The sequence below is a fragment of the uncultured Selenomonas sp. genome, assembly GCF_963528755.1.
Classification (GTDB): Bacteria; Bacillota; Negativicutes; order Selenomonadales; family Selenomonadaceae; genus Selenomonas.
The window spans coordinates 146987-172538 of sequence record NZ_CAURXA010000002.1 but is presented as its reverse complement, the minus strand read 5'-3'; the positions used below and the strand labels follow the sequence as shown (position 1 = coordinate 172538).

General features: G+C 55.2%; 24 protein-coding genes, 2 tRNA genes and 1 riboswitch. Of the genes, 24 read left to right on the top strand and 2 right to left on the bottom strand.

What is annotated here, in order from left to right:
• Window positions 1–20: 20 nt before the first annotated feature.
• The 21 genes from fliM to RWS31_RS02875 all read left to right on the top strand — a co-directional run bounded on the left by fliM (window position 21) and on the right by RWS31_RS02875 (window position 19798).
• Entirely contained in the window at window positions 21–1025 is a 1005-nt protein-coding gene (fliM, locus tag RWS31_RS02975; protein WP_314595971.1) for a flagellar motor switch protein FliM, read from the top strand.
• Window positions 1018–2196, top strand: coding sequence for a flagellar motor switch phosphatase FliY (fliY, locus tag RWS31_RS02970; RefSeq protein WP_314595968.1), 1179 nt, complete (start codon window positions 1018–1020; stop codon window positions 2194–2196). The genes fliM and fliY overlap by 8 nt, the downstream gene beginning before the upstream one ends.
• A gap of 178 nt (window positions 2197–2374) precedes the next feature.
• Entirely contained in the window at window positions 2375–2737 is a 363-nt protein-coding gene (locus RWS31_RS02965; RefSeq protein WP_006191318.1) for a response regulator, read from the top strand.
• Window positions 2737–3291: a flagellar biosynthetic protein FliO gene (fliO, locus tag RWS31_RS02960; RefSeq protein WP_314595966.1), complete on the top strand. Its 555-nt coding sequence runs from the start codon at window positions 2737–2739 to the stop codon at window positions 3289–3291. The genes RWS31_RS02965 and fliO overlap by 1 nt, the downstream gene beginning before the upstream one ends.
• Before the next feature lie 15 nt (window positions 3292–3306).
• The gene (gene fliP, locus RWS31_RS02955) at window positions 3307–4065 is read left to right on the top strand and encodes a flagellar type III secretion system pore protein FliP (protein ID WP_399553732.1); all 759 of its coding nucleotides are present in this window, start codon (window positions 3307–3309) and stop codon (window positions 4063–4065) included.
• An 11-nt stretch (window positions 4066–4076) separates the two neighbouring features.
• Window positions 4077–4346, top strand: a complete 270-nt coding sequence (gene fliQ / locus RWS31_RS02950; protein ID WP_006191321.1) for a flagellar biosynthesis protein FliQ — start codon at window positions 4077–4079, stop codon at window positions 4344–4346.
• 16 nt (window positions 4347–4362) lie between these two features.
• Window positions 4363–5145 (top strand): flagellar biosynthetic protein FliR, encoded by a 783-nt coding sequence (gene fliR, locus RWS31_RS02945; protein ID WP_314595964.1) that lies wholly within the window; start codon window positions 4363–4365, stop codon window positions 5143–5145.
• The gene (gene flhB, locus RWS31_RS02940) at window positions 5132–6232 is read left to right on the top strand and encodes a flagellar biosynthesis protein FlhB (RefSeq protein WP_399553731.1); all 1101 of its coding nucleotides are present in this window, start codon (window positions 5132–5134) and stop codon (window positions 6230–6232) included. Before fliR ends, flhB begins: the two co-directional genes overlap by 14 nt.
• Window positions 6233–6268: 36 nt before the next feature.
• Window positions 6269–8341: a flagellar biosynthesis protein FlhA gene (flhA, locus tag RWS31_RS02935; RefSeq protein ID WP_314595960.1), complete on the top strand. Its 2073-nt coding sequence runs from the start codon at window positions 6269–6271 to the stop codon at window positions 8339–8341.
• On the top strand, window positions 8342–10069 hold the full coding sequence (flhF, locus tag RWS31_RS02930; protein WP_314595958.1) for a flagellar biosynthesis protein FlhF: 1728 nt from the start codon (window positions 8342–8344) through the stop codon (window positions 10067–10069).
• 3 nt (window positions 10070–10072) lie between these two features.
• Window positions 10073–11002, top strand: coding sequence for a MinD/ParA family protein (locus RWS31_RS02925; protein WP_314595956.1), 930 nt, complete (start codon window positions 10073–10075; stop codon window positions 11000–11002).
• 17 nt (window positions 11003–11019) lie between these two features.
• A complete protein-coding gene (locus tag RWS31_RS02920) occupies window positions 11020–11703 on the top strand; it encodes a flagellar brake domain-containing protein (RefSeq protein ID WP_314595954.1) in 684 nt (227 codons plus the stop codon).
• 198 nt (window positions 11704–11901) lie between these two features.
• Complete coding sequence (locus RWS31_RS02915; protein WP_314595952.1) at window positions 11902–13989, top strand: chemotaxis protein CheA; 2088 nt, start codon at window positions 11902–11904, stop codon at window positions 13987–13989.
• Window positions 13990–14004: 15 nt separating this feature from the next.
• A complete protein-coding gene (locus tag RWS31_RS02910) occupies window positions 14005–14466 on the top strand; it encodes a chemotaxis protein CheW (protein ID WP_314595950.1) in 462 nt (153 codons plus the stop codon).
• Between the two features lie 81 nt (window positions 14467–14547).
• On the top strand, window positions 14548–15165 hold the full coding sequence (locus tag RWS31_RS02905; RefSeq protein ID WP_006191336.1) for a chemotaxis protein CheC: 618 nt from the start codon (window positions 14548–14550) through the stop codon (window positions 15163–15165).
• A gap of 1 nt (window position 15166) precedes the next feature.
• Window positions 15167–15652 carry a chemotaxis protein CheD gene (locus RWS31_RS02900; protein WP_314595948.1) on the top strand — a complete coding sequence of 162 codons (486 nt, stop codon included), beginning with the start codon at window positions 15167–15169 and terminating at the stop codon, window positions 15650–15652.
• A gap of 13 nt (window positions 15653–15665) precedes the next feature.
• Window positions 15666–16052 (top strand): hypothetical protein, encoded by a 387-nt coding sequence (locus tag RWS31_RS02895; RefSeq protein ID WP_314595946.1) that lies wholly within the window; start codon window positions 15666–15668, stop codon window positions 16050–16052.
• A 23-nt stretch (window positions 16053–16075) separates the two neighbouring features.
• Window positions 16076–16834 (top strand): FliA/WhiG family RNA polymerase sigma factor, encoded by a 759-nt coding sequence (locus tag RWS31_RS02890; protein ID WP_314596280.1) that lies wholly within the window; start codon window positions 16076–16078, stop codon window positions 16832–16834.
• Window positions 16835–16858: 24 nt separating this feature from the next.
• Window positions 16859–18250: a FapA family protein gene (locus RWS31_RS02885; protein WP_314595945.1), complete on the top strand. Its 1392-nt coding sequence runs from the start codon at window positions 16859–16861 to the stop codon at window positions 18248–18250.
• Window positions 18251–18327: 77 nt separating this feature from the next.
• Window positions 18328–18645 (top strand): hypothetical protein, encoded by a 318-nt coding sequence (locus RWS31_RS02880; RefSeq protein WP_314595943.1) that lies wholly within the window; start codon window positions 18328–18330, stop codon window positions 18643–18645.
• Between the two features lie 109 nt (window positions 18646–18754).
• A complete protein-coding gene (locus RWS31_RS02875; RefSeq protein WP_314595941.1) occupies window positions 18755–19798 on the top strand; it encodes a hypothetical protein in 1044 nt (347 codons plus the stop codon).
• 146 nt (window positions 19799–19944) lie between these two features.
• Here RWS31_RS02875 and RWS31_RS02870 read toward each other — a convergent pair.
• Together RWS31_RS02870 and RWS31_RS02865 are read right to left on the bottom strand one after the other, a co-directional pair.
• Window positions 19945–20021, bottom strand: a tRNA-Arg gene (locus RWS31_RS02870).
• 2 nt (window positions 20022–20023) lie between these two features.
• Window positions 20024–20100, bottom strand: a tRNA-Pro gene (locus RWS31_RS02865).
• Between the two features lie 238 nt (window positions 20101–20338).
• Window positions 20339–20516, top strand: a riboswitch (cobalamin riboswitch).
• Between the two features lie 226 nt (window positions 20517–20742).
• Between RWS31_RS02865 and RWS31_RS02860 the strand changes: the two genes are divergently transcribed.
• From RWS31_RS02860 to RWS31_RS02850, 3 genes are all read left to right on the top strand, one after another.
• Entirely contained in the window at window positions 20743–21699 is a 957-nt protein-coding gene (locus tag RWS31_RS02860; RefSeq protein WP_314595939.1) for a sirohydrochlorin cobaltochelatase, read from the top strand.
• Between the two features lie 32 nt (window positions 21700–21731).
• Complete coding sequence (locus RWS31_RS02855; RefSeq protein ID WP_314595937.1) at window positions 21732–23912, top strand: TonB-dependent siderophore receptor; 2181 nt, start codon at window positions 21732–21734, stop codon at window positions 23910–23912.
• A 79-nt stretch (window positions 23913–23991) separates the two neighbouring features.
• On the top strand, window positions 23992–25548 hold the full coding sequence (locus RWS31_RS02850) for an ABC transporter substrate-binding protein (RefSeq protein WP_314595935.1): 1557 nt from the start codon (window positions 23992–23994) through the stop codon (window positions 25546–25548).
• Window positions 25549–25552 lie beyond the last annotated feature (4 nt).

Below are 25552 nucleotides of genomic sequence, written 5' to 3'. Positions count from 1 at the left end.
GGGAGAAAGGAGGAGGAAGATTGGCAGAAGATGTCTTGTCACAAAACGAGATAGACAAACTTCTCTCAGCTCTGTCGACCGGTGAGGTTTCCGCCGAGGAAGTGCAGGCGGAAGAGGAAGAGAGAAAGGTCAAGACATACGACTTCAAGCGGCCGGACAAGTTCTCGAAGGATCAGATCCGTACGCTGAACATGCTCTATGAGAACTTCGCGCGTCTCTTGAACACCCACCTATCTACCCATTTGCGGACGATGGTCAACGTGGAAGTCGTTTCTGTGGAGCAGCTCACTTACCAGGAATTCCTGCAGTCTTTGAGCAATCCGAGTGTCATCGGCGTCATGGCGTTGCCGCCTTTGAAGGGCAACATCATTATGGAGGTCAACACGGGTATTGCTTTTGCCTACATCGACCGCGTATTTGGAGGCTTGGGGGAGAATACGTTAAAGCCACGCATCCTCACGGAGATTGAAGAAGCGGTCATGCGCAAGTTTATCGCGAAGGCGAGCGAGTTTCTCAAGGAATCTTGGGCGAATGTGACTGAGATCAATCCGATTCTCGAGGCAATCGAGGCGAATCCGGGATTCGTGCAGATCGTGCCGCCGAGCGACATGGTCATCATCGTCACCGTGAAGGTCAAGATCGGTGAGGTTGAGGGGCTTATGACTCTCTGCATCCCGTATCTTGTCTTGGAGCCCGTCATGTCGAAACTCTCGACTTCCTTCTGGGTGGCGGCTTCCGTCGCGAAGGACAACAACCCGGATAAGATTCGCGCGCTTGAGAAGAAGATTCATAAGTCGCCAATTCCTTTGATTGTGGAACTCGGCACCATCAACATGACGATTCGCGAATTTTTGACCTTGGGCTTCGGCGATGTGCTGCAGCTCGATACGAAGGTCAAGGATGAATTGAAGATCCTCGTCGGGCAGAAGCCCAAGTTCCTTTGCCGGCCGGGCACTCAAGGCAAGCGTTCGGCAGTCCAGATTACACAAGTAGCCTTTGAAGGGGATGAAGATACGGATGAGTGATGATTTAATTTCGCAAGAGGAAATTGATGCGTTATTAAACGGCGGCGGCGACAGCACGGCAGCAGCCGATGCCCCGGCGGATAACCCGGCGCCCGCGGAAGGTTCTCCATCTCAAGAAGGGGATGCTCTGACGGACATGGAGCGCGACGCGCTCGGAGAAATAGGCAACATTTCCATGGGGAGCGCGGCGACGACGCTCTCGGTTCTCTTAGGACACAAGGTTTCTATCACGACACCGACAGTGTCGGTGGATACGCTGGCCTCGATCAAAGACCAGTACCCGATGCCTTACCTCATCGTGGAGGTCGGCTATACGGTTGGCATCGACGGAAACAACGTGCTCGCCATCCAGGCGCAGGACGCCTCGATCATCGCCGATCTTATGATGGGCGGCGACGGCACGAACCCGACGCAGGAACTCAATGAGATTCATATGAGCGCCGTCGGCGAATCGATGAATCAGATGATGGGATCGGTCGCCACATCGTTGTCGACGATGTTCAACAAAAAGATTGATATCTCGCCGCCGAAGGTCAATATGATCGATCTCGGTTCGGAAGATAAGGTCACGGAGATCGTTTCGGCAGAAGACCCAATCGCGAAGATTTCGTTTCGCATGGAAGTCGATGGGTTGATCGATAGCGAGATCATGCAAATTCTGCCGATTCCTGTCGCACAGGAGATGGTGGGATATTTGTTGAACAACGAAGCAGAGGAGGAAGAGCCAATGCCAGCACCAACACCGGCAGCACCCGCGCCAACGCCGGCAGCAGCGGCTCCGCCGCCGGCAGCGCCGATGATGGGCGCTGCTCCGGCCTACGGTGCGCCGCCGACACCGCATGTGGCGTCGAATGTGCCCGTACAGCCTGCGATGTTTGCGCCGCTTTCTACGGCTCCCGTGCAGGTCAATGATGCGAATATCGGCTTGATTCTTGATGTGCCGCTTCAGGTAACCGTGGAGCTCGGTCGCACGAAAAAGACGATCAAGGATATTCTGGAACTTACGAACGGCTCCATTGTCGAGCTTGATAAGCTCGCGGGCGAGCCGGTTGACATCATGGTCAACGGCAAGTTCTTAGCAAAGGGCGAAGTTGTCGTCATTGACGAGAACTTCGGCGTGCGCATCACCGATATCGTAAGTCCGGCGGAAAGGGCGCAACAGCTGCAATAAGCGTGCGCCTCACTGGACATTTTCAGGTGATTCATATACAATAGGATGTACGATGTGATTTACATCGCGGACTGCGCCAAAAGCCGTGGCCGGCTCTAGCTGCAGTCGGATGCGGATGCGCATGAACGGCATCTGCGCGTGGAAAACAGACATATAGATCAGACGAGGAGAGATATTTATGGCAAGCAGAGTTTTAGTGGTGGATGATGCGGCATTCATGCGAATGATGGTCAAGGACATCTTGTCCAAGAACGGCTACGAGATCGTTGGCGAGGCAGAAAATGGCATGAAGGCTCTGGAGAAGTATCAGGAGCTCAAGCCTGATCTCGTGACGATGGACATCACGATGCCGGAAATGGACGGCATCAGCGCGGTCAAGGAAATCAAGAAGGTCGACCCGAATGCGAAGGTTGTCATGTGCAGCGCTATGGGGCAGCAGGCGATGGTCATCGAGGCGATCCAGGCAGGTGCGCGCGATTTTATCGTCAAGCCGTTCCAGGCGGATCGCGTTCTTGAGGCCGTGCGTAAAGCGCTTGGCTAATGCTGGAAAGAAAAGGGTACTTCCTTTGCCTCCTCCTGTGGGTTTTCCTTGCCCTTGTCCTTCCGTCCGTCGGCTTGGCCGCAGACGGCGGAGGGTATCTTTCGGGCTATGAAAACCAGGATCCGGCGCCGAATGGTACGCCAGGCGTTTCATGGTGGTCGACCATCGCCTACGTCGCGAGCCTTGTTGTCGTGTTTCTCTTCGTGGCTGGCCTTGCCTATTATGTTTCCAAGATCTTGGGCGGACGTTTCGGGCGTGCGATGTCAGGCGGCGGCGGGCGCTTGCTGGAAAATCTTCCGCTTGGCCCGGGTCGCTCTGCCTGTGTCGTTGAGTTGGCAGGCAGAATTTTGCTGCTCGGCGTGACGGAGCATACGATCACTCTCTTGGGAGAGGTCGAGGATGCAGCGGAGGCGGAGGCAATCTTGAAGAAGAGCATGGAGGCGTCGCCGATGCCATTTTCCGGTGCGACGGGGCTTGAACGGCAGTTTGGCTCTCTTGACAAGCTGGCTGAAAGAATCCCGACGATATTCAAGAATGATGCATTTCGGAAGTAGAGGAGTTGTGAAGCGTTGATGGAGAAGCGGCCGATTTTGCTGGGAAGCCTCCTTTTCTTTTTCTTGCTGTTCATCACACAGGAAGCTCTTGCGGCACCTCTGATTCCAAGTCTCAGCGTCAATGTCGGCGAGGCAGCGGGGCCACAGGATGTCGCGGCGTCCCTGCAGGTTCTGGCTCTTCTGACGATTCTTTCGCTTGTGCCGTCGATTTTGGTTATGACGACCTCGTTCGTGCGCATCGTTGTCGTCATCGGTTTTTTGAGGAACGCCATGTCGACGCAGAATGTGCCGCCGAATCAGGTGGTGCTCGCACTGTCGCTCTTTCTGACGTTCTACATCATGCAGCCGTATTGGAGCGAGGCGAATCAGCAGGGAATCCAGCCGTACCTTGCGGGGCAGATTACACAGGAGCAGGCGATTGACAACACGCTTGCGCCTCTTAGAGAGTTTATGTTCCGTCAGACGCGCGAGTCAGATTTGGCTCTTTTCGTCAATCTTTCGGATGCCGAGCGGCCTCAGTCGCAGGCGGACGTCTCGACGGCGACCTTGATACCGGCCTTCGTCATCAGCGAACTTAAGACAGCATTTCAGATCGGCTTCATGATCTACATCCCATTTATCGTGATCGACATGATCGTGGCGAGCACCTTGATGTCAATGGGCATGATGATGTTGCCGCCTGTCATGATTTCCTTGCCGTTCAAGATCCTGCTCTTTGTCATGGTCGATGGCTGGCATATTCTGATTAAGTCGCTTATCGTGAGCTTTAGGTAGGAGGGACGCGGATGTCCAGCGATCTCATCATACAGATTGGGCAGAACGCCCTTTGGATCGTGCTCTTGGTGTCTGCTCCCATGCTTGGCCTCGGCCTTGCTGTCGGACTCCTTGTGAGCGTCTTTCAAGCGACCACGTCCATTCAGGAAGCTACGCTTGCTTTTATTCCAAAGATCATCGCGGTATTTGTCGCCATCTTGATTTTTGGTCCGTGGATGCTCAGCATCCTCGTGGAGTACTTCACGAATATTTTCGTGAACTTGCCGCTCTATATCGGATAACGAGGGGAGATGCGCCGTGGATTTTTACACCCTGCTCCAGGGGCATGCGGCAGCTTATCTGCTCGTTCTGACGCGCGTTACGGGAATTTTCGTCATCGCGCCTTTTTTTGGCAGCCTGAATATCCCCGCGCATATTCGTGTGGGGACTGCTGTTGCGTTTTCCTTCGTGCTGTTCCCCATCGTGGACAGCTACGGCCCTGTGTCGGCGCCAGACAATGTCTTCCTTTATGCGGCGGCAGCAGCAGGAGAACTCTTTGTTGGCTGGTTGATCGGCTTTGTGGCATACGTGACTTTTTCGGCTATTCATTTTGCCGGCAAGGTCATGGATATGCAGGTTGGATTCGCAATGGTCAATGTGATGGACCCGACTTCCGGTCAGCAAATTCCGCTTATCGGAAGTTTTCTTTATAATTTGGCGATCATCGTCTTTCTCGTCGTCAATGGACATCACATGCTCATTGCGGCGCTGTTTGAGAGCTTTCAATCCGTGCCGATGGTGGGGGTTTCGCCTTCGCCGAATCTTGCAGGCTTCGTTGTTAATCTGGTCAACGGTGTTTTCGTCACGGGCATGAAATTGGCGATGCCCGTGACGTTCTCCATACTATTGACGAACGTTGGGCTTGGTATCTTGGCGCGCACGATGCCGCAGCTCAACATCTTCGTCGTCGGCCTGCCGCTTCAAATCGTCATCGGCATGTTCGTCCTCTCGATCCTCATGCCGTTCTACGTCTTGTTTCTGGATGTGTTGTTCAATGAAACGTATGCGCAGATCACTACCGCCCTCCATGCAATACGATAGCGAAATGACCGAGTTCGTCTTCGACCTCCAGCTCTTTGCCGGAGAGAAGACGGAAGAGCCGACGGCGAAGCGGCGCAATGATGCGCGGCAGAAAGGGCAGGTCGCGAGAAGCCAGGAACTTAGCGGCGCCTTCGTGCTCTTGGCGGGTTTCTTCGTGATGCGTGCGCTCGGCAGCACGATTCTCGCGGAGATCGAGACGTACACGGTTCATATCTATGCGAACATGAACCAGACGATCGATGCGGAAACGGTCATGCGCCTCATCATCGATGGGATGATCGTTCTGGCAAAGACGGCGTTTCCTGTGATGATCGCCATCCTCGTCATGGGGCTAGCCATCAATTTCTACCAAGTCGGTTTCATGTTCACGACGGAGCCACTTTCTTTCAAACTAGACAAGCTCAATCCCATTACGGGATTCGGGCGGATTTTCTCGAAGCGCTCCGTCGTGGAACTGATGAAGTCCCTCCTGAAGATCGCGATCATCGGCGCGTTTCTCTACGTCTACTTGTCTGGAGAGATCATGCATATGCCGGAGTTTATCTATCTCGATCTCAAGAGCAGCATGGCGCGCATGGGAGATATCATCTTTTCACTCGTATTTCAGATTATCATCGTCTACTTCATCATGGCGGCAGCGGATTTTGCCTATCAGAAATGGCAGACGACGCAGGATCTCAAGATGAGCAAGCAGGACATCAAGGAAGAGTTCAAGCAGACGGAAGGCGATCCGCAGATCAAGGGCAAGATCCGCCAGAAACAGCAGCAGATGGCGATGAACCGCATGATGAAGGAAGTGCCGGAAGCCGACGTCATCGTGACGAACCCGACGCATTATGCCGTTGCTCTGAAGTACAAGGCGGGCATGAAGGCACCGGAAGTCGTTGCCAAGGGGCAGGATCTCGTCGCGCAGAAGATCAAGGATATCGCAAGAGAACACCGCGTGACGATCGTGGAGAACAAGCCTCTGGCGCGGGCGCTCTATGCGGCGGTGGAGGTCGGAGGCATCGTGCCACCCGAACTTTACCAAGCAGTTGCAGAGGTGCTCGCTTACGTCTACCGATTGAAGAAGAAAAAATTTGCTTAATGAGAAGTTTCCTAGGGATAGAGGAGCAAGAACAGCATGGCGACAGAAAATCCGACGCTTTCCAATGGCTTCATAACGAAATACAGCGACATCTTTATAGCTGTGGCAATCGTCACGATCGTCGTCATGATGATCATCCCGTTGCCGACGGCTCTTCTTGATTTGTTGATCTGCGTGAACATCACGTTGGCGCTTGTCATCGTCATGGTGACGATCTACAATGTGGAGGCTCTTGATTTTTCTGTCTTCCCATCGCTGCTCCTTGTGACAACGCTATTTCGACTTGCCCTCAACATATCAGCTACGAGATTGATCTTGTTGAACGGCTATGCAGGCGATGTCATCCTGGCGTTCGGTAACTTCGTCGTCGGCGGCAATGCGCTCGTTGGCTTCATCATATTCGTCATCCTCATCATCATTCAGTTCATCGTCATCACGAAGGGCGCGGAGCGCGTCGCAGAGGTGTCGGCGCGCTTCACTCTCGATGCGATGCCAGGCAAGCAGATGGCGATTGACGCTGATCTGAACCAGGGCGCCATCACGGATGCCGAGGCGAGCAAGCGTCGCTTGAAGATCCAGCAGGAAGCGGACTTCTACGGTGCGATGGACGGTGCTTCGAAGTTCGTCAAAGGTGATGCCATCGCGGCCATCATCATCATCATCATCAACATTACGGGTGGTTTCGTCATTGGCATGCTGACGCGCAACATGACGGCGCTGCAGGCTCTGCAGAGTTATACGCTGCTGACGGTTGGCGAGGGTCTCGTCAGTCAGATTCCGGCTCTGATGATCTCGACGGCGACGGGCATCCTCGTCACGCGCTCGGCGTCCTCTAAGGGAAACCTCGGCCTTGACGTGGCGCTGCAGCTCTTCAACCGCAGCCGTATCTTTTACATTGTCAGCGGTGTGCTGCTGTTCCTCGCCATCGTTCCGGGCATGCCAGGAATCCCCCTCGGCGCTCTTTCCGTCTTATGCTTCATCGCGGCGCGGCGTCTCAAAGGTTCGGAGAAGGCGGTCGAGAAAGTGCCTGAGCAGAAGAAAGCGGAGAAGGCGAAGGCGGATGCAACGAAGCCCGAGAACATCGTCAACCTGCTGCAGGTCGATCCAATGGAACTTGAGATCGGTTACAGTCTCATACCCCTCGTCGATACAGGGCAGGGCGGCGATCTTCTCGAGCGAATCGTCATGATCCGACGGCAGTGCGCATTGGAACTTGGCCTCGTCGTGCCGACGATTCGCATACGTGACAACATACAGATCAAGCCGAACAATTATATCATCAAACTCAAAGGAATCGAGACAGCACGCGGTGAGCTCATGCTCGATCACTACCTCGCTATGAACTCGGGCACGGTGTTCGAAGAAGTGCCGGGTATCGAGACGACGGAGCCGGCCTTCGGTCTTCCCGCGCTGTGGATTGCCGAAGATCAGCGTGAGCAGGCAGAGCTCAACGGCTACACGGTCGTCGATGCCGTATCCGTGCTTGCGACACATTTGACGGAAGTCATCAAGATGCATGCGGCGGAGATCCTCGGACGTCAGGAGACGCAGAACCTCCTCGACAACTTGAAGAAGACGAATCCAGCGCTTGTCGACGAGGTCGTGCCCGAGGTTCTCGTTGTCGGTGAAGTGCAGAAGGTTCTCGCAAACCTCTTGGCGGAGCGCGTTTCCATACGCGACATGGAGACGATTCTCGAAGTACTCTCCGACTACGGGCGCGCGACAAAGGACACGGACATTCTCACGGAGTATGTGCGCCATGCGCTCGCGCGTCAGATCTCGCAGCAGTATGTGCAGAACAACGTGCTGCCGTGCATTACGCTCGATCCGGGATTGGAGAACAAAATCGCGGGCGCAGTGCAACGCACGGAACACGGCTCTTATGTCAGCCTTGATCCCGATGCGATGCAGCGACTTTTGGCGTCGCTCAATGCGGAACTACCGAAGCTTACGAACATGGGTTACGAACCGATCGTGCTAACAAGCCCCGCTGTGCGCACCTACTTCCGCCAGCTTGTCGAACGCTCCGTGCAGGGGCTCGTCGTACTCTCTCATGCGGAAATCGAGCAGACGGTTGAACTTCAGATTCTTGGGACGGTGAGAATTTAATTGCGCATCAAGGTGTTTCAGGCCGCCACGATGAAGGACGCCATGGCTCAGGTGAAAGATGAGCTTGGTGACGACGCGGTGATCCTGCATACGAAAAAAATAAAGAAGGGCGGCATCCTTGGCTATGGCGCAAAAGAAATCTTCGAGGTGACGGCGGCTCTCGACGAGGTGACGCGGCGTCCCCCCAAGAAGCGGTATGAGCGTTTGCCGACGCTTGCCGAACTGCAGGCTGAGGCAGCAGGCGGAGAAACGAAGCCGAAGAGCGCGGTGCCGTTGCCGCAAGGTCATGCGGCTGCACTGACGCAAGCGGCGCCTGTTGCTCCCGCCCAGCAGGCGCCTGTCCCAGTTCCAGCAGGTTCGCCGGTCACTCCTGTGCCGCCGCTTATGCAGTCTGCGCAGCCGATGCAGCCGATGCAGCAGCCTCCGCCGATCGAGTTACAGCAGCCTAGGCTTTCGCAGAGCGCGGCCAAAAGCTACCGAACGGCGGGCACGGAAGCTGCGGTTGCTGAGGCCGCGAGGCAGGCGCGTGCAGCATCGCCCGTCGCGCATGGTGATGCTTCGGCTGAGCCGTTCGTGCCATCGTTTCCTTCGGGAAAAGCGCCGGAAGCTCCCTTTCAGCCGCTCGTGCCATCTGCCGGGGAAGCCCCTCAAGAACCGCCCGTACGCAAGGCGCGGCGCAGGAAGCCTGCACAGCCAAAGCGAAGAAAAGTGCATGCAGCGGAGGCGAAAGAAACTGCAGGAGTAGAGGTGGAAAGGGAGGCGTCATCTTCGCGCAGGGGGAAGCGTGAGGAGGACGAGGCAGCCGCATCCTCACAGGAAAAGCGGCGAGAAGACGAGTCGCCGTCTTCCAAGAGTGAGGAAGAGCGCCAGCGCGAAACCATCGAGGAATTGCAAAACGAGCTGGCTCAAATGAAGGCGATGCTCGTCCAGGTCGTCAGCAAGGAGAAGACGCCCGAGGACGAGATGTCCCTGCAGCAGGTGCTGAAGCAGCAAGAGGTCGAATCGGACATCATCGACGACGTCGTACTGCAGCTTCCCGCTGAAGCCATTCTGGCCGACAAGGATACGCCGCTTGCCTTAGAAGGGCTGAAGAAGTATCTCGCCGACAACGTGCAGATGGCGGACGGACTTGAACTCAAGAGCCGCAAGCGAAAGATCGCGGCTCTCTTGGGGCCGACGGGCGTCGGCAAGACGACGACGCTCGCGAAGATCGCCGCGCAGTGCGTCTTGGAAAAGGGCATCAGCACGGCGTTCATCACGGCGGATACGTATCGCATATCGGCGGTCGAGCAGCTCAAGACGTATGCTGACATTCTTGGACTTCCCATCGCCATCGTCTATACGCCTGATGAACTCAAGGAAGCCATACAGAAGTTTCGTCAGAAGCAATTGATTCTCATCGATACGGCGGGACGCAGTCAGCACAACCGCCGTCAGATGGCGGAACTCAAGGAATTTCTTGCCGTCAACCAGAATATTGAGAAATATCTCGTCCTCAGCGCCACGACGAAGAATGAGGATGCGAAAGACATCATCGACAAGTTCTCCGTCTGCAAGCCAGACAAGGTGATCTTCACGAAGACGGATGAAACAAAGAGCCTTGGCATCATCCTGAACATCTTGCGCAGGAAGGAAATGCGGCTCTCCTATCTGACGAACGGACAGAGCGTTCCCGATGACATTGTACCGGCAGAGGCTGGAAAGCTTGCGGAACTTTTTTTGAGGTAGATTATGCAGGACCAGGCAGCGAGCCTCCGAAAGCTCGTAGAAAACAAAAAGGACTCTGCCGCCGCGGATTCCGGCACGGACGCTGCCCGGGAGGCGCCAGAGCCGAGTGCGGCGCGCCCTGTACCAAAGGAGGGCGCACGCATCATTGCCGTCACGAGCGGCAAGGGAGGCGTTGGCAAGTCGAACTTGACCGTGAACCTTGCGCTCGCCTTTCTTGCCGAGGGAAAGAAGACGCTTGTTATTGACGCTGACCTTGGTATGGCGAATGTCGACGTCCTTTTGGGAACTTCTTCGAAATACAATCTTCTGCATCTCTTGGATGAGGATGTCGTGCTCGACGACGTGATCTTGAAGGGGCCTTATGGGCTTCGCTACATCTCGGGTGGCTCGGGCATGGAACAAGCGGGCGAGTTCACGCCCGCCGAGCGGGATTTACTCGAAGAAAAGCTCACGGGCTGCGGGGAATTGGCCGATGTCATCCTCATCGATACAGGTGCGGGCATCGGCAGAAACGTCCTCGATTTTATCTTGGCGGCGGATGAGGTAATCCTCGTGACGACGCCTGAGCCGACGGCCATGACCGACGCTTATGCCGTCATGAAGGCGTACAGCATGTATGCGGCGAAGCCGAACATGCGCCTCGTCGTCAATCGTGTCTACGACGAAGCAGAAGGTCTCGAAGTCGCGGAAAAGCTCAGGAAGACGGCGGAGCGTTTTCTGCACATGGAAATCCAATCCCTCGGGGCGATTTACGAGGATCGCACGATGATCCAAGCGGTGCGTCAGCAAAAGCCGATTCTTGAAGCGCATCCGGACGCGCTTGCGGCAAAGTGCATCAAAGCGATTGCGCGATCTATGCTCTATGGGGAAAAGGTCTTTATAAAAAAAGGTTGGAAATCATTTCTGCAATATTTCCTTGATTTTACACGATGATGGGGAGGTGCCTTGCCATGGCAGGCGATTTGATGAATGCGGCAACGGTGTTGAAAATTGGGCAGAGGGTTGAGTTTTACCTGGAAGATGACGATATAAGATATACGAGCCGCATAGAAGACATCACTGCGGACAGATTGATCGTCGCCATGCCCGTGGACGAAAAGCGCCGCCCCATCATACCGGCGCCGGATGAGCAGCTCTATGGCCTCGCCGTGGGCGAGGCATGTCGCTACCGATTTTTCTCCGTATTCAAGGGTAAGGCGCGTGATCCGATTCCTGTCTGGATGATCACGAAGCCTGAAATCGTCGAGCGCCATCAGAACCGCAGTTTTGTGCGTGCGATGGTGCGCCTGCCGATTCAAGTGCGAATCATCGATACGGAGGGGCGCGAGAGCGAACTTATGAAGCTTTACACCACGGACGTCAGCGGCGGCGGCGTTTCCTTCACCGTGCCGCGTCATGTCAAAGTCAACAGCCGGGCGTCCATTGTGTTCACGAACTTCCCCAATATCGGCACGCTGTCCGTCATGGCTCGCATCGTGCGCTCCCTGCCGCTTGAGCCGAGTGATCGCGGCTGGCAGATTGGGGCGCACTTTCTGGAGCTTGACCGGGGAACGATGAATAAGATCGTCCACTTTGTCTTCAGTGAACTGCGCCGTCAACTCACCTTACACCCTGACAGTCCCGCTCAGGAATAAAAGCAGGATTTTTGGTGGTGACGGCGAAGAATATTAAAGAATGATGCAAGTAATTCGCGATTCGCGTTCTGCCTGGCTGGTACCAGGGCTCTTGGCGAAGGTTGCGGAGCAAACTGACAGGCTGCTGTGCCTCTTGCGCAGATACTGCAATGAGCAAGACGCCCGGAGGCGGCAGAAAACAAACAGGGGGATTTGAATATGGAAACAAATCAGTACATGGACATGTTTTTGGACGAGTCGCGCGAACATCTGCAGTCCTTGAACGATGGTCTGCTGAGCCTCGAAAATGACCCGAACGAGGTGTCCGTCGTCAACGAGATCTTTCGTAACGCGCATACGCTGAAAGGCATGTCGGCGACGATGGGGTTCAACAAGATCGCCGAACTTACGCACGAGATGGAAGATGTCCTTGACCTCATCCGCAACAACCAGCTCAAGGTGACGGAAGACATCATTGAGACGATCTTCAAGTGCCTTGACTCCCTGCAGGAGATGATCGAGAACGTCGGCAACGGCGATCCCGAGGATCTCGTCGACGTTTCCGACCTCGTGAAGAAGCTCTCGTCCATTTCCAAGGGCGAGCCGCAGCCAGAGGCGGAAGCAGCGCCAGCCGCAGCGGAGGCGCCGGCAGCTGAGGCAGCGCCCGCATCTTCGCTCGATTATACCGAGGATGACAAGGACGCGATGCGCGCGGCGAAGCAGGGCGGTATGGCGGTCTTTCATATACACATCCGTCTCGCCGACACGTGCCTCTTGAAGGCAGCGCGCACTTACATGGTCATGAATGCCCTTGACGAGATCGGCGATGTCATTAAGTCGGTTCCGCCAGCGGAAGACCTGGAGGCGGAAAAGTTCGATCATGATTTCGATCTTGTGCTCGTCACGACATCTGATACGCAGGCGGTATCCGATGCGCTCGCACCTGTTTCCGAATTGGAAGAGGTGAAGATCGAGGAAGTCAACCCTGACAATCTCGCAGCCCCTGCTCCTGCAGCAGCGCCAGAGCCGGCGCAGGCCGCCGCTCCCGCTCCTGCAGCGGCGGCTCCTGCGTCAAAGCCCGCAGCAAAGCCTGCGGCGAAACCGGCTGCAAAGCCCGCAGCAAAGCCCGCAGCCGCAGAGAAAAAGCATCACGCGAGCCAGTCTGTGCGCGTTGACATCGAGAAGCTCGACAACCTCATGAACCTCGTCGGTGAACTCGTCATCAACAAGGTGCGCCTTGAACAGATCGGCACGACGAATCGTATGCCAGAACTGACGGAGACGTTGGAGCAGATGGATCGTGTGACGACGGACTTACAGAATGTCGTCATGAAGGTGCGCATGGTTCCCGTCAGCCAGGTGTTCAATCGCTTCCCGCGCATGGTGCGCGACATCGCCAAGGAACTCAACAAGGACATCAACCTCACGGTCGAGGGCGAGGAAACCGAACTCGATCGCACGGTCATCGACGAGATCGGCGATCCGTTGATGCACCTTCTGAGAAACTCGCTTGATCATGGCGTTGAGCATCCTGACGACCGTGAGAAGAAGGGCAAGCCGCGCACGGGTGAGGTCGGACTCATCGCGCGTCACGAGGGAAATAACGTCGTCATTATGGTCACGGACGACGGCGCGGGCATCGACGCCGAAAAGATTCGCGCAAAAGCAGTGGAGAAGGGGCTCTACACCCAGGATGAAGCCGACGCACTTTCTGATGCGGATGCTGTGCGCATCATCTTTGCGCCAGGGTTCTCTACGGCCGATCACATCACGGACATTTCGGGTCGCGGCGTAGGCATGGATGTCGTGCGCAGCAAGATCGAGTCGTTGGGCGGTCATGTCGATGTCGAGACAAAGATTGATGAAGGCTCCGTATTCAAGATCAAATTGCCGCTGACGCTCGCCATCATCCAGGCTCTCCTCGTCAAGGTGCAGGAAGAGATGTATGCGATTCCTCTCGGCTCGATCGACAGCACGATCAACATCCATCCGGATGACATCAAGACGGTGCAGAATCAAGCAGTCATCGTACTGCGCGGGCAAATCATTCCGATCATCAACCTCAGCACGGCGCTGCAGGTGCCGCGCACAACGGAAGAGGACAACGACGACATCTTCGTCGTCGTCGTGTATATCGGCGAGCGCAAGGCGGGCATCGTCGTAGACAACCTTATCGGTCAGCAGGAAATCGTCATCAAGACGCTCGGAAAACTCCTTTCCGGACTCAAGATCTTCTCCGGAGCCACCGTGCTCGGAGATGGCCGTGTCGCCTTGATTTTGGATGTCGGTACGGTCGTGCAGCAGTAAGGGGGAGGATTAGACATGGCTAAGGAAAAGAAGGCAATCATGGAAGACGTTCAGGTGGCCGCATTCAAGCTCTTGAAGGAAGAGTACGGCGTCAACATCCTGAACGTGCAGGAAATCAAAGTTTTGACAGACATCACGCGCGTGCCCTTCGCCCCCGACTACATCAAGGGCGTCATCAACTTGCGCGGCAGCGTCCTTCCCGTCATCGACCTCAAGCGTCGCATCGGTCTTGAGGACGCTCCCTATACGGATGCGACGCGCATCATCATCATGAAGATTGGCGAGTTCTCCATTGGTATGATCGTCGACGCCGTGACGGAAGTGCTGACCATCTCCGGACGTGACATCAATCCGGCGAAGGACGTCAGCGACAGCACGAGCAACCGCTTTGTCAGCAGCATTGGCAACATTGATGCGCGACTGATCATCATGCTGAATCTCGATGAGATCGTTGACCTGCCGGAAGATATGAAATAAGACATTGTATCCTTCTCCTGCCTCGCAGGATGGGAGAAGGATATTTCTATCGGATCATGCCAGTATGCTAGAGGTGCAGTTATGACGGAAGATATTATCGATCTTTCCCCGGTACAGCTTGATGTGCTGCGGGAGATAGGAAATGTCGGTGCGGGAAACTCTGCGACGGCCTTGTCGCAGCTTATCAATCGCCGCATTGATATGAATGTGCCGAAGGTTTCGGTCGTCCCTCTCGACGAAGTTCCCGATCTCGTCGGTGGGCCGGAGACGATCGTCGTCGGCGTTTTTCTGCGCGTCTATGGCAAGGCGCCGAGCAACATCCTGTTTCTCATGCCGAAGGACAGCGCTTTCTACCTTGTCGACGCCCTCATGGGCAAGGAGTCGGGGGAGACGACGCACCTCGACATGATGGCGGAGTCTGCCTTGATGGAAATCGGCAACATCCTGGCAGGAGCTTACCTCAATGCGCTCTACAGCTTTACGAACCTCTCTCTCATTCCGTCGATTCCTGCGCTCGCCATGGATATGGCAGGCGCCATCTTGAACGTCGTGCTCGTACAGCTCGGCCAGATGGGTGATCACGCCATGGTCATTGAGACGGAGTTCCTTGCCGAAGATGATGAGTTGCGCGGGCACTTCTTCCTTGTACCGGATCCAGGCTCCATGGAAATGATTCTTTCTGCAGTGGGGGTTGGATGACATGGCTGATATGTTACGCGTAGGAATCGCGGATTACAAGGTCGGTAAGGCTCCGCAGCAGATCATCAGCTACGGTCTTGGCTCCTGCATCGGCATATCCCTCTACGACCCGCAGACGAAGGTTGGCGGCCTTCTGCACATCATGCTGCCAGACAGCACGCAGGCGAGAGCGCACGAGAATCATGCGAAGTTTGCTGACACAGGCGTGCCATTGATGCTTGGCGAGGTCTTGAAACTTGGTGCAGCGAAGAACCGTCTCGTCGCCAAAATCGCGGGAGGCGCGCAGATGTTCTCGTTCGCCAATGCATCCGATGTCATGCGCGTGGGCCTTAGGAATGCCGAGGCTGCAAAGAAGGCACTCTCCAAGGAAGGCATACGCATCATTGCCGAGGATACAGGCGGCACATACGGCCGCACGGTACAGATCGATCTGGCGACGGGAGACTACAAGGTCAAAACGATCGATCGCGGGGAAAAGATTATTTAACGGGGGATGGACTTTGTTTAAGATTGGAACAGCACTCGTCACGGGCGTCCTCGCAGCCTTCCTTACCGTTCTGACAGCCGTCTCGGCAGGTGCACGGTTTTCCACTGCAGCGGGGAGAAGCCTTGCGGTGTTTCTTGTCGTCACCGCACTCATCTTTCTCGTTGCCTTTTTTTTGGAAAAGCAGTTTCCTGCGCTTTTTTCGCAAGCGCAGCTGGAGGAAATTCCAACGAGGAAAGAGGGAAAAGCGACGCAGACGGCGAATGATAAAGAGAAGTCGAAAGGCTTGGAAAATGCCGGAGAAGATGGGGAAGCAGCAGACGCGCAAGTGGATGGTCAAGAGCAGGATGCGGATTTTGAGGTCATGGAAGAGACCGCCGCTGCGGTTCCCCGTGGAGAATGACTAGACGAGGAGGCGGCTGATTGATGAAAAAGGCAGAGACCACCTCCGCAGAAATTCAAGATCTTTGGGCGCTTTACCGGGAAACGCGCGCACCAGAAGTTCGTGACAAACTTGTCGAAAAGTACTTGCCGCTCGTCAATATCATTGCGGGACGCGTCGTCGTCGGTTTGCCCGCACATGTTGATCGGGATGATCTCGTTTCGAGCGGCTTTTTTGGTTTGCTTGACGCAATCGAGCGATACGACGTCGAGCGCGGCAACAAATTTGAAACGTATGGCGGCGTACGTATTCGCGGCGCCATGCTTGACTATTTGCGTACGATGGATTGGATTCCCGTATCGAAAAGGCAGAAGATTCGGCGCTATGAGCAGGCGGTGACGACATTGGAAGGCCGCCTGGGGCGCTCGGCGACGGACGACGAACTTGCCGCGGAACTCAAGATATCGAAGAAGGAACTGCACGATCTCGTTTCACAGACGAATATCGCGACGGTCATTCCACTTGAAGAGTATGTCCGCACGGAGTCCCCGTCCTCACAGACGATTGATCCCGAAGAAAATGCCGAGAAAAACGAATTGCGCGACACCTTGGCGGAAGCAATCGATCAGCTTCCAGAGAAGGAGCGCACGGTCGTTTCTCTCTATTATTATGAGGAACTTACCCTAAAGGAAATCAGCCTCATCCTGCATCTTTCGGAGGCGCGGATTTCTCAGCTCCATACGAAGGCCGTCTTTCGGCTTCGGGGGTTTTTGGCGAGATGGAAAACAAGCCTCATGGAGTGAGGCAAGAAGGAGGCAAAAAAGGGCATGAGCGAACAGGAAAGGGCTGACGGAGAGCGTCCGGTCTACAGCAAGATCAACGTCCACATCAGTTCGGACAAGATGGTGGCCACGGTCGGGTTTGACCACACGGATTCCAACGCATATCCGACGGCGGAGATGATCAAGAAGGCGCTCCAGGACAAGGGTGTCGTATTCGGCTTCGATGAGGCGGCGATCGAGCAGGGCGCGAAGGACGGCCAGGATTTTGAGGCGGCGCTTGGCAAGGAGCCGCAGCATGGCGAGGACGCCTATCTGAAGAAGAACTACGACCTCGGGGTCAAGGGACGCCCTAAGACGGATGAGTATGATCGAGCAGATTATAAGAACATGAACCTCTTCGTACTCGTGAAGCAGGGCGAGCTTCTCGCTGAACGCGTTCTGCAAACGGACGGAGAGCCAGGCATGAACGTGCTCGGCGGCAAGGTCAACCAAAAGAAGGGGAGGCCGCTCGTATTCAAGGCTGGGAAAAATGCTTCGATTCGCGATGAGAATTTCCTCTATGCCGATATCGACGGTCAAATTGTTGATACGGGAAAAGTCATCGGCGTCGACCCTCGCCTCGTCATCAAGGATGATGTGGGCGTTGGCACGGGCAACATAGACTTCACAGGGGCGGTCGCTGTCCAGGGAAGCGTGCAGGCAGGATTCGTGGTAAAGGCTACGGGTGACATCGAGGTCGGCGGCATCGTTTCGGGCGCTGAGGTCGAGGGAAACAATATCCTCATCAAGGGCGGCATTCAGGGCATGAACCGTGGCTTCGTCAAGGCGAAGGGGATGCTCATGGCATTCTTTGCGGAAAATGCAGAGATCGAAGCGGGACATAATGTCACGATTGCCGACGTTGTACTGAATTCACAGGTGCGCGCAGGCAAAAAGGTCACGGTGCTCGGCAAGCGCGGGCAGATTATGGGCGGCTCTACGTTCGCTGGGGAAGAAATCGAGGCGACGCAGATCGGCAATCCCGCGAATGTCGCGACGAAACTTGAGGTTGGCGTCAACCCGATGGTACAGCGGCAGTACAAGGCGGTGTGCCAGGAGTACGGTGATACGAAGAAGAAGCTCGATGAGATCAAGAAGACTCTCGCTACGCTCGGTAAGGTTGACATCAGCAAACTGCCGCCCGAGAGACAGGAAATGGTCGCGCAATTGGGGAAGGTGCGCTTTCAAGTGGAAGGACAGTTGGAGCGTCTTCTGGAGGAGATGGACGGACTTGAGGAGAAAATCCAGAGCATGAAGCGCGGCCGCATTCGTGCCGCCGATACGATATATCCGGGTGTGAAGCTCAAGATCAATAATGTCATCAAGAATATTCATTCGGAGGAAAAACGCTGCACGTTGAGCGTGGAAGGTGATCAGATCCGCACCGGCGCTTATTGATTTTGACGACGTTTTTGCAGATTGTGTCCCTTTGATTGCGCTCGGAAAGGATGGTGGGATGCATGGATGTAACCCCGATGAGCTTGCAGGCAATCGTGCCACGCACTTCCGAAGCCACGCAGGTACAGCATAACATGAATCAGCAGTCGGCTGTGCAGCAGGATTTTCAGGCCGTGCGTGACAAGCAGGAAACAGCGTTGAAACAGACGCAGGTCAGGAAGAAGGATCAGGCAGAAGAAGAACGCATCAAGGACGATCCCGATCGCCGCAAAAAGCAGGGGCGCGGCAGGCGAGGCTCTGGTGGAGGCAGGCATGCCGATCAGGAAGAGGAAGCGCCGACGGAGAGGTTCGCCGTCGATGTGTTCCGCGGACGCAATATTGATATATCTACGTAGGGAATGAAACGGGGCTGTCATAAGTCGTAGTCGACTCATGTGACAGCCCTATTTTAAAGAGAGATCTGAATTTGTCAGCGATTCATGGAGATAAGGGGAGCTGCGAGAAGTGATCACGGAAATTCTGGGTGCATTGATTGTCTTGGGGGCGGTGCTCGTCCTCATCATGCGGCGCCTTTTGAGCAAGGGAAAGGCCAAAGAGAAAGAATCGGTTGAAGTTTCCGCGAGCCGTCTGCGCTATGAGATCGAGCGCTCAGGTGACGCCGTCATCGGCAGGATGCAGATCCATGTCGAACGATTGGAGCGCATTTTGGCGGAGGCGAACGCGCAGAAGGCAGCCTTGGATGAGCGTCTCGCTGCTCTCGCGCAGTGGGAGAAGGTCTACGGTGCACGGCTCGGCGCTTTGCCGCAGCAGATGGAGTTCGCGTCTTCTGCGCCCCGCACGGCGACGCAGGCGCATCCGGCTGCTTCTCACGTCACTGTGGCGCCTGCTGTTTCCGCTCCTTCTGCCGTTGAACTTGCCGCATCGTCCGCTGCAGCCGTTGCGCCTGCTGTGGCCTCCGCCGTCGGTGCAGGAGAGCCGGCTTCGAGCTTTCAGGCAGCCCTGATGAAGCAGATGGCCGGAAGCCCGATTGGCAGTGCGGTGGATTTGCAACTGCCGCCTGAGGAAATGGAGACGGACGCGGCGGCGAACGTCACGCATGGCGTCCAGGCGGCGCAGGAGAATATGCGTCGGGAGATTCCCGTCCAAGAGGACGCCGCATCCCTTGCGTTGTCGGCGGCGCAGACGCCCGATGAGACACAGGACGATGAGGTGTATGAGTACGAGGAGTACGAGGAAGACGAGTCGGAGGAAGAAGACGAAGAGACAGTGATGGAAGAAGAGGCGGACGAATACGAAGAGGACGAACCGGCGGACGAGGAAGAGCCGCCGGAATTTGCGGGCGGGGATTTGACCGCTGTGCGGGAAGGGAACGAGGCGGACGATGCGAAAAGTCCGTCGTCTGATGCGCCTCCGAGCCGTCAGCAAGAGCAGATCCGTGCTTTTCTACGCCAAGGAATGAGTGCGGAGGAAATTTCTCAGCGTCTAGGGCTCGGACTCGGCGCCATCGAACTCGTTCGCAACATGGAAAAGCGTGCGCATGAAGAGTAAACTACACGCACAAACGTCCACCTTGTGGACATTGTGCGCCGCCCTTAATGAAAGTTACCCAATCAGTCTGCGCCCTTCGGGCTTGACTTCTTGGACTTTCATAGTAAACAAAAGGGCTTGGCAAAATGCCAAGCCCGCAATATTCATGGTGCGACAGGAGGGATTCGAACCCCCGACCCACGGCTTAGAAGGCCGTTGCTCTATCCGACTGAGCTACTGACGCGGTGGTCGGAGCAGCAGGATTTGAACCTGCGACCCCCTGGTCCCAAGCCAGGTGCTCTACCAAACTGAGCCATGCCCCGAAAACATCAATGAAAAGTGTATCACGCGTAATGTGGAAATTATAAAGGATATGGCGCATTTTGTCAAGATACGGAATTGCTTGACATAAGAATTACTTAATGGTATGCTTTGCCGTGGAATTCCAAGATGTCAAGCCAGAAGGATGCAGACCGATTGTCTAGATTTCTGTAAATGTGCCGCGCAATGTCCATGAAGTGGACGTTTCTGCGTGTAGCTTGTGAGGTTTTCCCTAAAAATTTTATAAGGTTTGGATCAGGTGTCGCAAGACTTAATAGGGAATCCGGAGAAAGCCGGAGCGGTCCCGCCACTGTAGCAGTGAGCTGCCTGCAAGAAGTCACTGAAGCATATGCTTTGGGAAGGCGCAGGCGAGCGATGAGCTGGAGTCAGGAGAACTGCCTGATCGACAATCGCCGTTTGACCTACGAGTGATGGGGAAGGGGATTTTGCGCGATCATCGATCGTTCCAGCTTCTGCTGGTTTTTTATGATGTTCTATGGTGCGAAAAAGCCTCTTCCTTGACGGGAAGGGGTTTTTTCTTGCAAGGTTGGCACACATAACGCCTGCAAGGCGAATGTTGGTGCGTGCTATTGCAGATGGCGTGATTGTTAGGCTGGATGCATCGTATATGGAAGGAGAAGATCATGATGACAGAAAGAGGGCATACGCCTGCAGTGCATACAGGTTACAAGCTTCACGAGGAAGTAAAGACAGCGGGCACCGCTTTGCGGCGAGCCGCAAGCCTCGGCGTGCTTGTGGCGGACAATGCCGCGTTCTCTGCTGGTGAAGAACGTGATGCCATCCTCGTCATGAGTTTCGGCACGACGTTCAAGGAGACGCGCGAGAAGACGATCGACGCCGTAATGGAGGAGGTGCGGCGCGCGCATCCCGCCGCCAAGGTCATGCTCGCCTTCACGTCGCATATCGTCGTCGAGCGCGTGGAAAAGAACGAGAGCGTTCGCTATCCTACGCCCGAAGAGGCGCTGCAGAAGCTCAAGGAAGAGGGCTGTACGCGTGTCGCTCTCGTCTCGCTCGACATCATCCCGGGCATTGAGTATGCCTACAAGCGGGAAGTCTTCGACGAGTGTAAGCCGTGGTTTCAGCGCATGACGCTCGGTACGCCTCTTGTCTATTGGCAGGGGCAGGAGGAGAAGCGCGATGATGTCGCAGAGGTCATGACGGCTGTTGCGAAGGAGTTGCCGGCGCGTGCAGAAGACGAAGCCGTGCTCCTCATGGCGCACGGCACGCCGCATCCGGCGAATGCCTACTACGCTGTCATGCAGGAGCGCTTGGAAAATCTCGGTGAAGAGCGCGTCTATATCTACACCGTTGAGGGTCGGCCGAATTTGGACGATGTCGTGCCGAAGCTCAAGGAGGCGGGCATAAGGAAGGTCACGCTCGCCCCATTGATGCTCGTGGCAGGCGATCATGCGACAAACGATATGGCGGGCGACGAGCCGGATTCGCACAAATCGCTTTTGGAGCGCGAAGGCTTTCGTGTGCAGACGATTCTCAAGGGCATCGGAGAAAACGCCGCTGTGCGCAAAATTTTTGCGGCACGTGCAGCTGAGGCATATGAAGCGCTGAGAGGGAAAGACTGAGATTTTAAAAGAAAGGTGTCAAGGAAATGGGAATGTTTACGAGACAGAAATTGACGATCGCTGTGCTGTTGGCATTCATGAGTATGGGATTGGCTGGAACCGGTCAAGCGGCAGAAATGGAAAAAGCAGCCTCAGAAGAAAAGGAGACGGTAGCCTCCGAGGAGGCAGTGGAGCATCAGATCGATGAGACCGTGGTAACGGCGGATCGACATAACCGTGGCTTTGCCGCGCGACGCGGCTCCGTCGGTATCCTCGGGCAGCAGGATACGATGAAGACGCCGTTTACGGTGACGAACATCACGGAGGAGACAGTGCGCTCCTTCAGCGACCCGTCTCAACCCTTGGACAGCATCTTGGCGCAGTCGCCGTCAATCCGCCAATCGGGCAGCATCCTGCACAATGACTTCACGTTCCGCGGCTTCCGTGCTAACGGCACGAGCACTTACGTGAATGGCATTCCGGGGATATGGACACAGTTCAATGCGCCGATGCATGTCATCTCGCGCGCCGATGTTGTGGCTGGTCCGAATAGCGGCCTTTCAGGTACGGGCACGCACTATGAATCGAATGCTGCGGGTGGTCTCGTAAATTTCGTGACAAAGCGTGCGGAAGAGAAGGATTTCAATCGCTTTACGGCCACATTCTCGGGAAAGGGCATGTTGGGCGGCTATCTCGATCTCAGCCATCGCTTTGGCAGGAATCGTGATTGGGGCGTGCGCGTCAATATCGAAAAGGTTGATGGAGAGACGGCGGTCGACAATCAGAAGGTCAAGTCGTCAAGCATCTATGTGAATGTTGATCACCGCGACGAGCGCAGCAAGACGAACCTCTTCACGGGCTATCGCAGCAACGAGATCCTCGGGGGGCAGCGCTGGTTCAAACTTGGAGGAGCCGTTACGAAGCTGCCTGCCGTTCCCGATCATTCGCGTGACTATGCCTTCGATGGCATGGACAAGGCATCATATGGCTGGGTGCTCGCGCTGAATCATGAGCAGAAGATGAATAAGGACTGGAAATGGTTTATGAATTTCGGTCTCCTGCACAATAAGCTCAACAAGAATGTCATGTACGAGTACAGCGCCTTGACAATCCTGAATGATAATGGAGATTTCAATATTCGCCAACAGAGTTCGGCGACGCCGCAGAAAGCTTATTACTGGCAGGCAGGCGTTCAAGGTGATGTAAAAGTGGGCGAGACGAGGAATCATCTGACACTCGCCGTTGATCGCGCATGGCGTCAGCGTCATGGGACGAAGAACTTTACCACATATAATCTTGGCACGGGAAACATCTACACGAGAATCTTTAACTATATAGATTCAGCACATCCCGAATACGAAACGTTCTTGTCCAACAAAACGCGCATCGCAGGCATTTCTTTCGTCGATTCGATTGATTACAAGAAGCTCAATGTGCTCTTGGGAATCCATCACCACTCTTCGCATGTTGATTCTTACAGTCAGACGACGGGTCAGGTGTCGTCGAGTGCGAACGACAGTGCCTATTGCCCGACGTATGCCATCATGTATCATCCTGTGGAGAATTTCTCTATCTATGCGAGTCATGCCGAGAATTTTGACGTGGGGACGGTTGTAGCCAGCAAGTATAAGAACAAGGGCGAGATACTTCCTGCGGCAAAGACGAAACAGAACGAGATCGGTTTCAAGTATGTCAACAAGGGTATCTTGACGACGTTGAGCTTCTTCGACATCGAGCAGGCGAACAACATTGATGTGGTGCGCGGCAGCGACATGTACCAACTGCAGGATGGCAGGATCCGCCACAAGGGCGTGGAGCTTTCTGTGAGCGGCAACGTGGCGAAAAAATGGAATTTTGCTGCGGGATTGTCGTATCTCAACGCGAAGTACGATAAGACAAAAGGCGGGCAATATGACGGCGTTATTGAGTCGGGACGCCCGTATTGGTCAGGCTCGCTCCTCGTGCGCTACAATGCGGATGAGAAGTTCGGCGCCTTCGGGCGCATGGTTTACACGGGAAGCGCACCGGTACTTTACGAGAAGTTCTGGGCGCCTTCGTACGCTGTGTTCGATCTCGGCATCGAATACAAGACGAAAATCGATAAGCTTCCGGCACGTTTCGCGCTCACCTGCTACAATCTTTTCGACAAGTCGTACTGGATGATTGCGCGCGGCGACAATCTCTACATGTCGACGCCCCGCACCTTGGCGCTGTCGATGAGCGTAGATTTTTAAGAAAGCGTTGTTTCTAAAGATAAGAGCATAAATGAGGGCGGGAGCTGCGAGGCTTCCGCCTTGATTATAGGAGGAAAGCATGAGGTGGAAGAAAAATGGCGCATGGCTCTTGGCGCTTCTGTTGCTTGGGATGCTGCTTCTGGCAGGCTGTGCCAAGACGGATGCACCGAAAGAGCAGAGTCCGCGCGGAGAGGATGCCATCGTTCTGGCGGCGTATCGACACTTGGCTCCGGGAGAGCATGACGGCTACTATTGCAGTAAGATTCTGGAGGTATGGGAGCCGCTCGTGACAAACGATGAAGAGACGGGCAGACCAGCTCCTTGCCTTGCACAGAGCTGGGAGATGTTCGATGGAGGGCGCAGATGGCGCTTTCATCTGCGCCGCGGCGTGCGCTTCCACGATGGAACGGAATTCACGGCAGATGCCGTGCTCAAGAATATGGAACGACTGGAAAAGGGCGTGAAGCCTTCGGGCTTCTACATGCTGAACATCCGCAATTTTTATCCTCATCTCGTACGGGCATACAAACTCGATGATTATACGGTGGAATTTACCTTTTCCGAGCCGAATGTCAATCAACTCTACAATATGATGAATTTCGGCAGTGCGATGTACGCACCATCGTGCCTGGCTGAAGATGGCAACTTCTCGCGCGAGGCGATCGGCACAGGGCCGTTCAAGATTGCAGAAAACAAGCTGGGCGAGTATGTCATTCTTGTGCGCAATGAAGATTACTATGGGGAAAAAGCCCGTGCGGAGAAAATCATCGTGCGCAATATACCGAGTGCCGACGTGCGTTTTTCTGCGTTGAAGACGGGTGAGATCGCGGGTGTGCTCGATTTGAAGGCGATGCCGCCGTCCTTGGCGGAAGAGCTCAAGAAGGACGGGCGCTTCACGCTTTCAGTCAGCCGCTCTTCCCTAGTTCAGATGCTCCTCGTGAATGGCACGAAACCGCCATTTAACGACGTGAGGATGCGCAGGGCGCTGAGCCTCGCCCTGGATCGCAAGACATTGGTGGATGCACTCTTCCTGGGCTATGCCGTGCCGACGACGAATCTTTTGAGTAACGCCAGCCCCTTTTATCGTGAACTTCCTGTGCCGTACGATCTGGCTGAGGCGAAGCGCCTGGCAGACGAGGTGCTGCAGGGGAAACGCTGCAGCGTGCGCTACTTGCTCAACGGCGCCGATCCGCTGCAGAAGGGAGAAGCGGAACTCATCGCGTATTGGCTTTCTGAGATTGGTCTCGACGTGCATATCGTGCCCATGGAGTATTCGACGATGACGGCGGAACTCAGGCACGGCCGCTATGAGATCGCGCGTTCCCAGCAGGGATTGCCGAATGGCGATCCGCAGTTCATATTCAATGCGTTTTTACTGCCCGACGGTGCGCGCAGCAAGGCAGCATGCCTTGGCTATCGAAGCGAGGAGGTTGAATCGTTGATGGCGCAGCTCAAGACGCTGACCGATGAAGCCGAACGCGCGAGGATATTCCTGCGCCTGCAGGAAATTTCTGCAGAGGATCTGCCCGTCGTGCCGCTCTATTACGACGAGAACATCGTTGCTTGCAATAAGGAAATTACGGGCTACAAGGCTTTGGTCTATGGCATCACGTTATCAAAAGTGGAGAGGAAGTGAGCGA

Excerpts from the sequence above, each read along its gene's own strand:
- fliY (WP_314595968.1), top strand. The coding sequence starts at position 1,018 with ATGAGTGATGATTTAATTTCGCAAGAGGAAATTGATGCGTTATTAAAC.
- RWS31_RS02965 (WP_006191318.1), top strand. The coding sequence starts at position 2,375 with ATGGCAAGCAGAGTTTTAGTGGTGGATGATGCGGCATTCATGCGAATG.
- fliO (WP_314595966.1), top strand. The coding sequence starts at position 2,737 with ATGCTGGAAAGAAAAGGGTACTTCCTTTGCCTCCTCCTGTGGGTTTTC.
- fliQ (WP_006191321.1), top strand. The coding sequence starts at position 4,077 with ATGTCCAGCGATCTCATCATACAGATTGGGCAGAACGCCCTTTGGATC.
- flhB (WP_399553731.1), top strand. The coding sequence starts at position 5,132 with ATGCAATACGATAGCGAAATGACCGAGTTCGTCTTCGACCTCCAGCTC.
- flhA (WP_314595960.1), top strand. The coding sequence starts at position 6,269 with ATGGCGACAGAAAATCCGACGCTTTCCAATGGCTTCATAACGAAATAC.
- RWS31_RS02925 (WP_314595956.1), top strand. The coding sequence starts at position 10,073 with ATGCAGGACCAGGCAGCGAGCCTCCGAAAGCTCGTAGAAAACAAAAAG.
- RWS31_RS02920 (WP_314595954.1), top strand. The coding sequence starts at position 11,020 with ATGGCAGGCGATTTGATGAATGCGGCAACGGTGTTGAAAATTGGGCAG.
- RWS31_RS02915 (WP_314595952.1), top strand. The coding sequence starts at position 11,902 with ATGGAAACAAATCAGTACATGGACATGTTTTTGGACGAGTCGCGCGAA.
- RWS31_RS02910 (WP_314595950.1), top strand. The coding sequence starts at position 14,005 with ATGGCTAAGGAAAAGAAGGCAATCATGGAAGACGTTCAGGTGGCCGCA.
- RWS31_RS02905 (WP_006191336.1), top strand. The coding sequence starts at position 14,548 with ATGACGGAAGATATTATCGATCTTTCCCCGGTACAGCTTGATGTGCTG.
- RWS31_RS02900 (WP_314595948.1), top strand. The coding sequence starts at position 15,167 with ATGGCTGATATGTTACGCGTAGGAATCGCGGATTACAAGGTCGGTAAG.
- RWS31_RS02890 (WP_314596280.1), top strand. The coding sequence starts at position 16,076 with ATGAAAAAGGCAGAGACCACCTCCGCAGAAATTCAAGATCTTTGGGCG.
- RWS31_RS02885 (WP_314595945.1), top strand. The coding sequence starts at position 16,859 with ATGAGCGAACAGGAAAGGGCTGACGGAGAGCGTCCGGTCTACAGCAAG.
- RWS31_RS02880 (WP_314595943.1), top strand. The coding sequence starts at position 18,328 with ATGAGCTTGCAGGCAATCGTGCCACGCACTTCCGAAGCCACGCAGGTA.
- RWS31_RS02860 (WP_314595939.1), top strand. The coding sequence starts at position 20,743 with ATGATGACAGAAAGAGGGCATACGCCTGCAGTGCATACAGGTTACAAG.
- RWS31_RS02855 (WP_314595937.1), top strand. The coding sequence starts at position 21,732 with ATGTTTACGAGACAGAAATTGACGATCGCTGTGCTGTTGGCATTCATG.
- RWS31_RS02850 (WP_314595935.1), top strand. The coding sequence starts at position 23,992 with ATGAGGTGGAAGAAAAATGGCGCATGGCTCTTGGCGCTTCTGTTGCTT.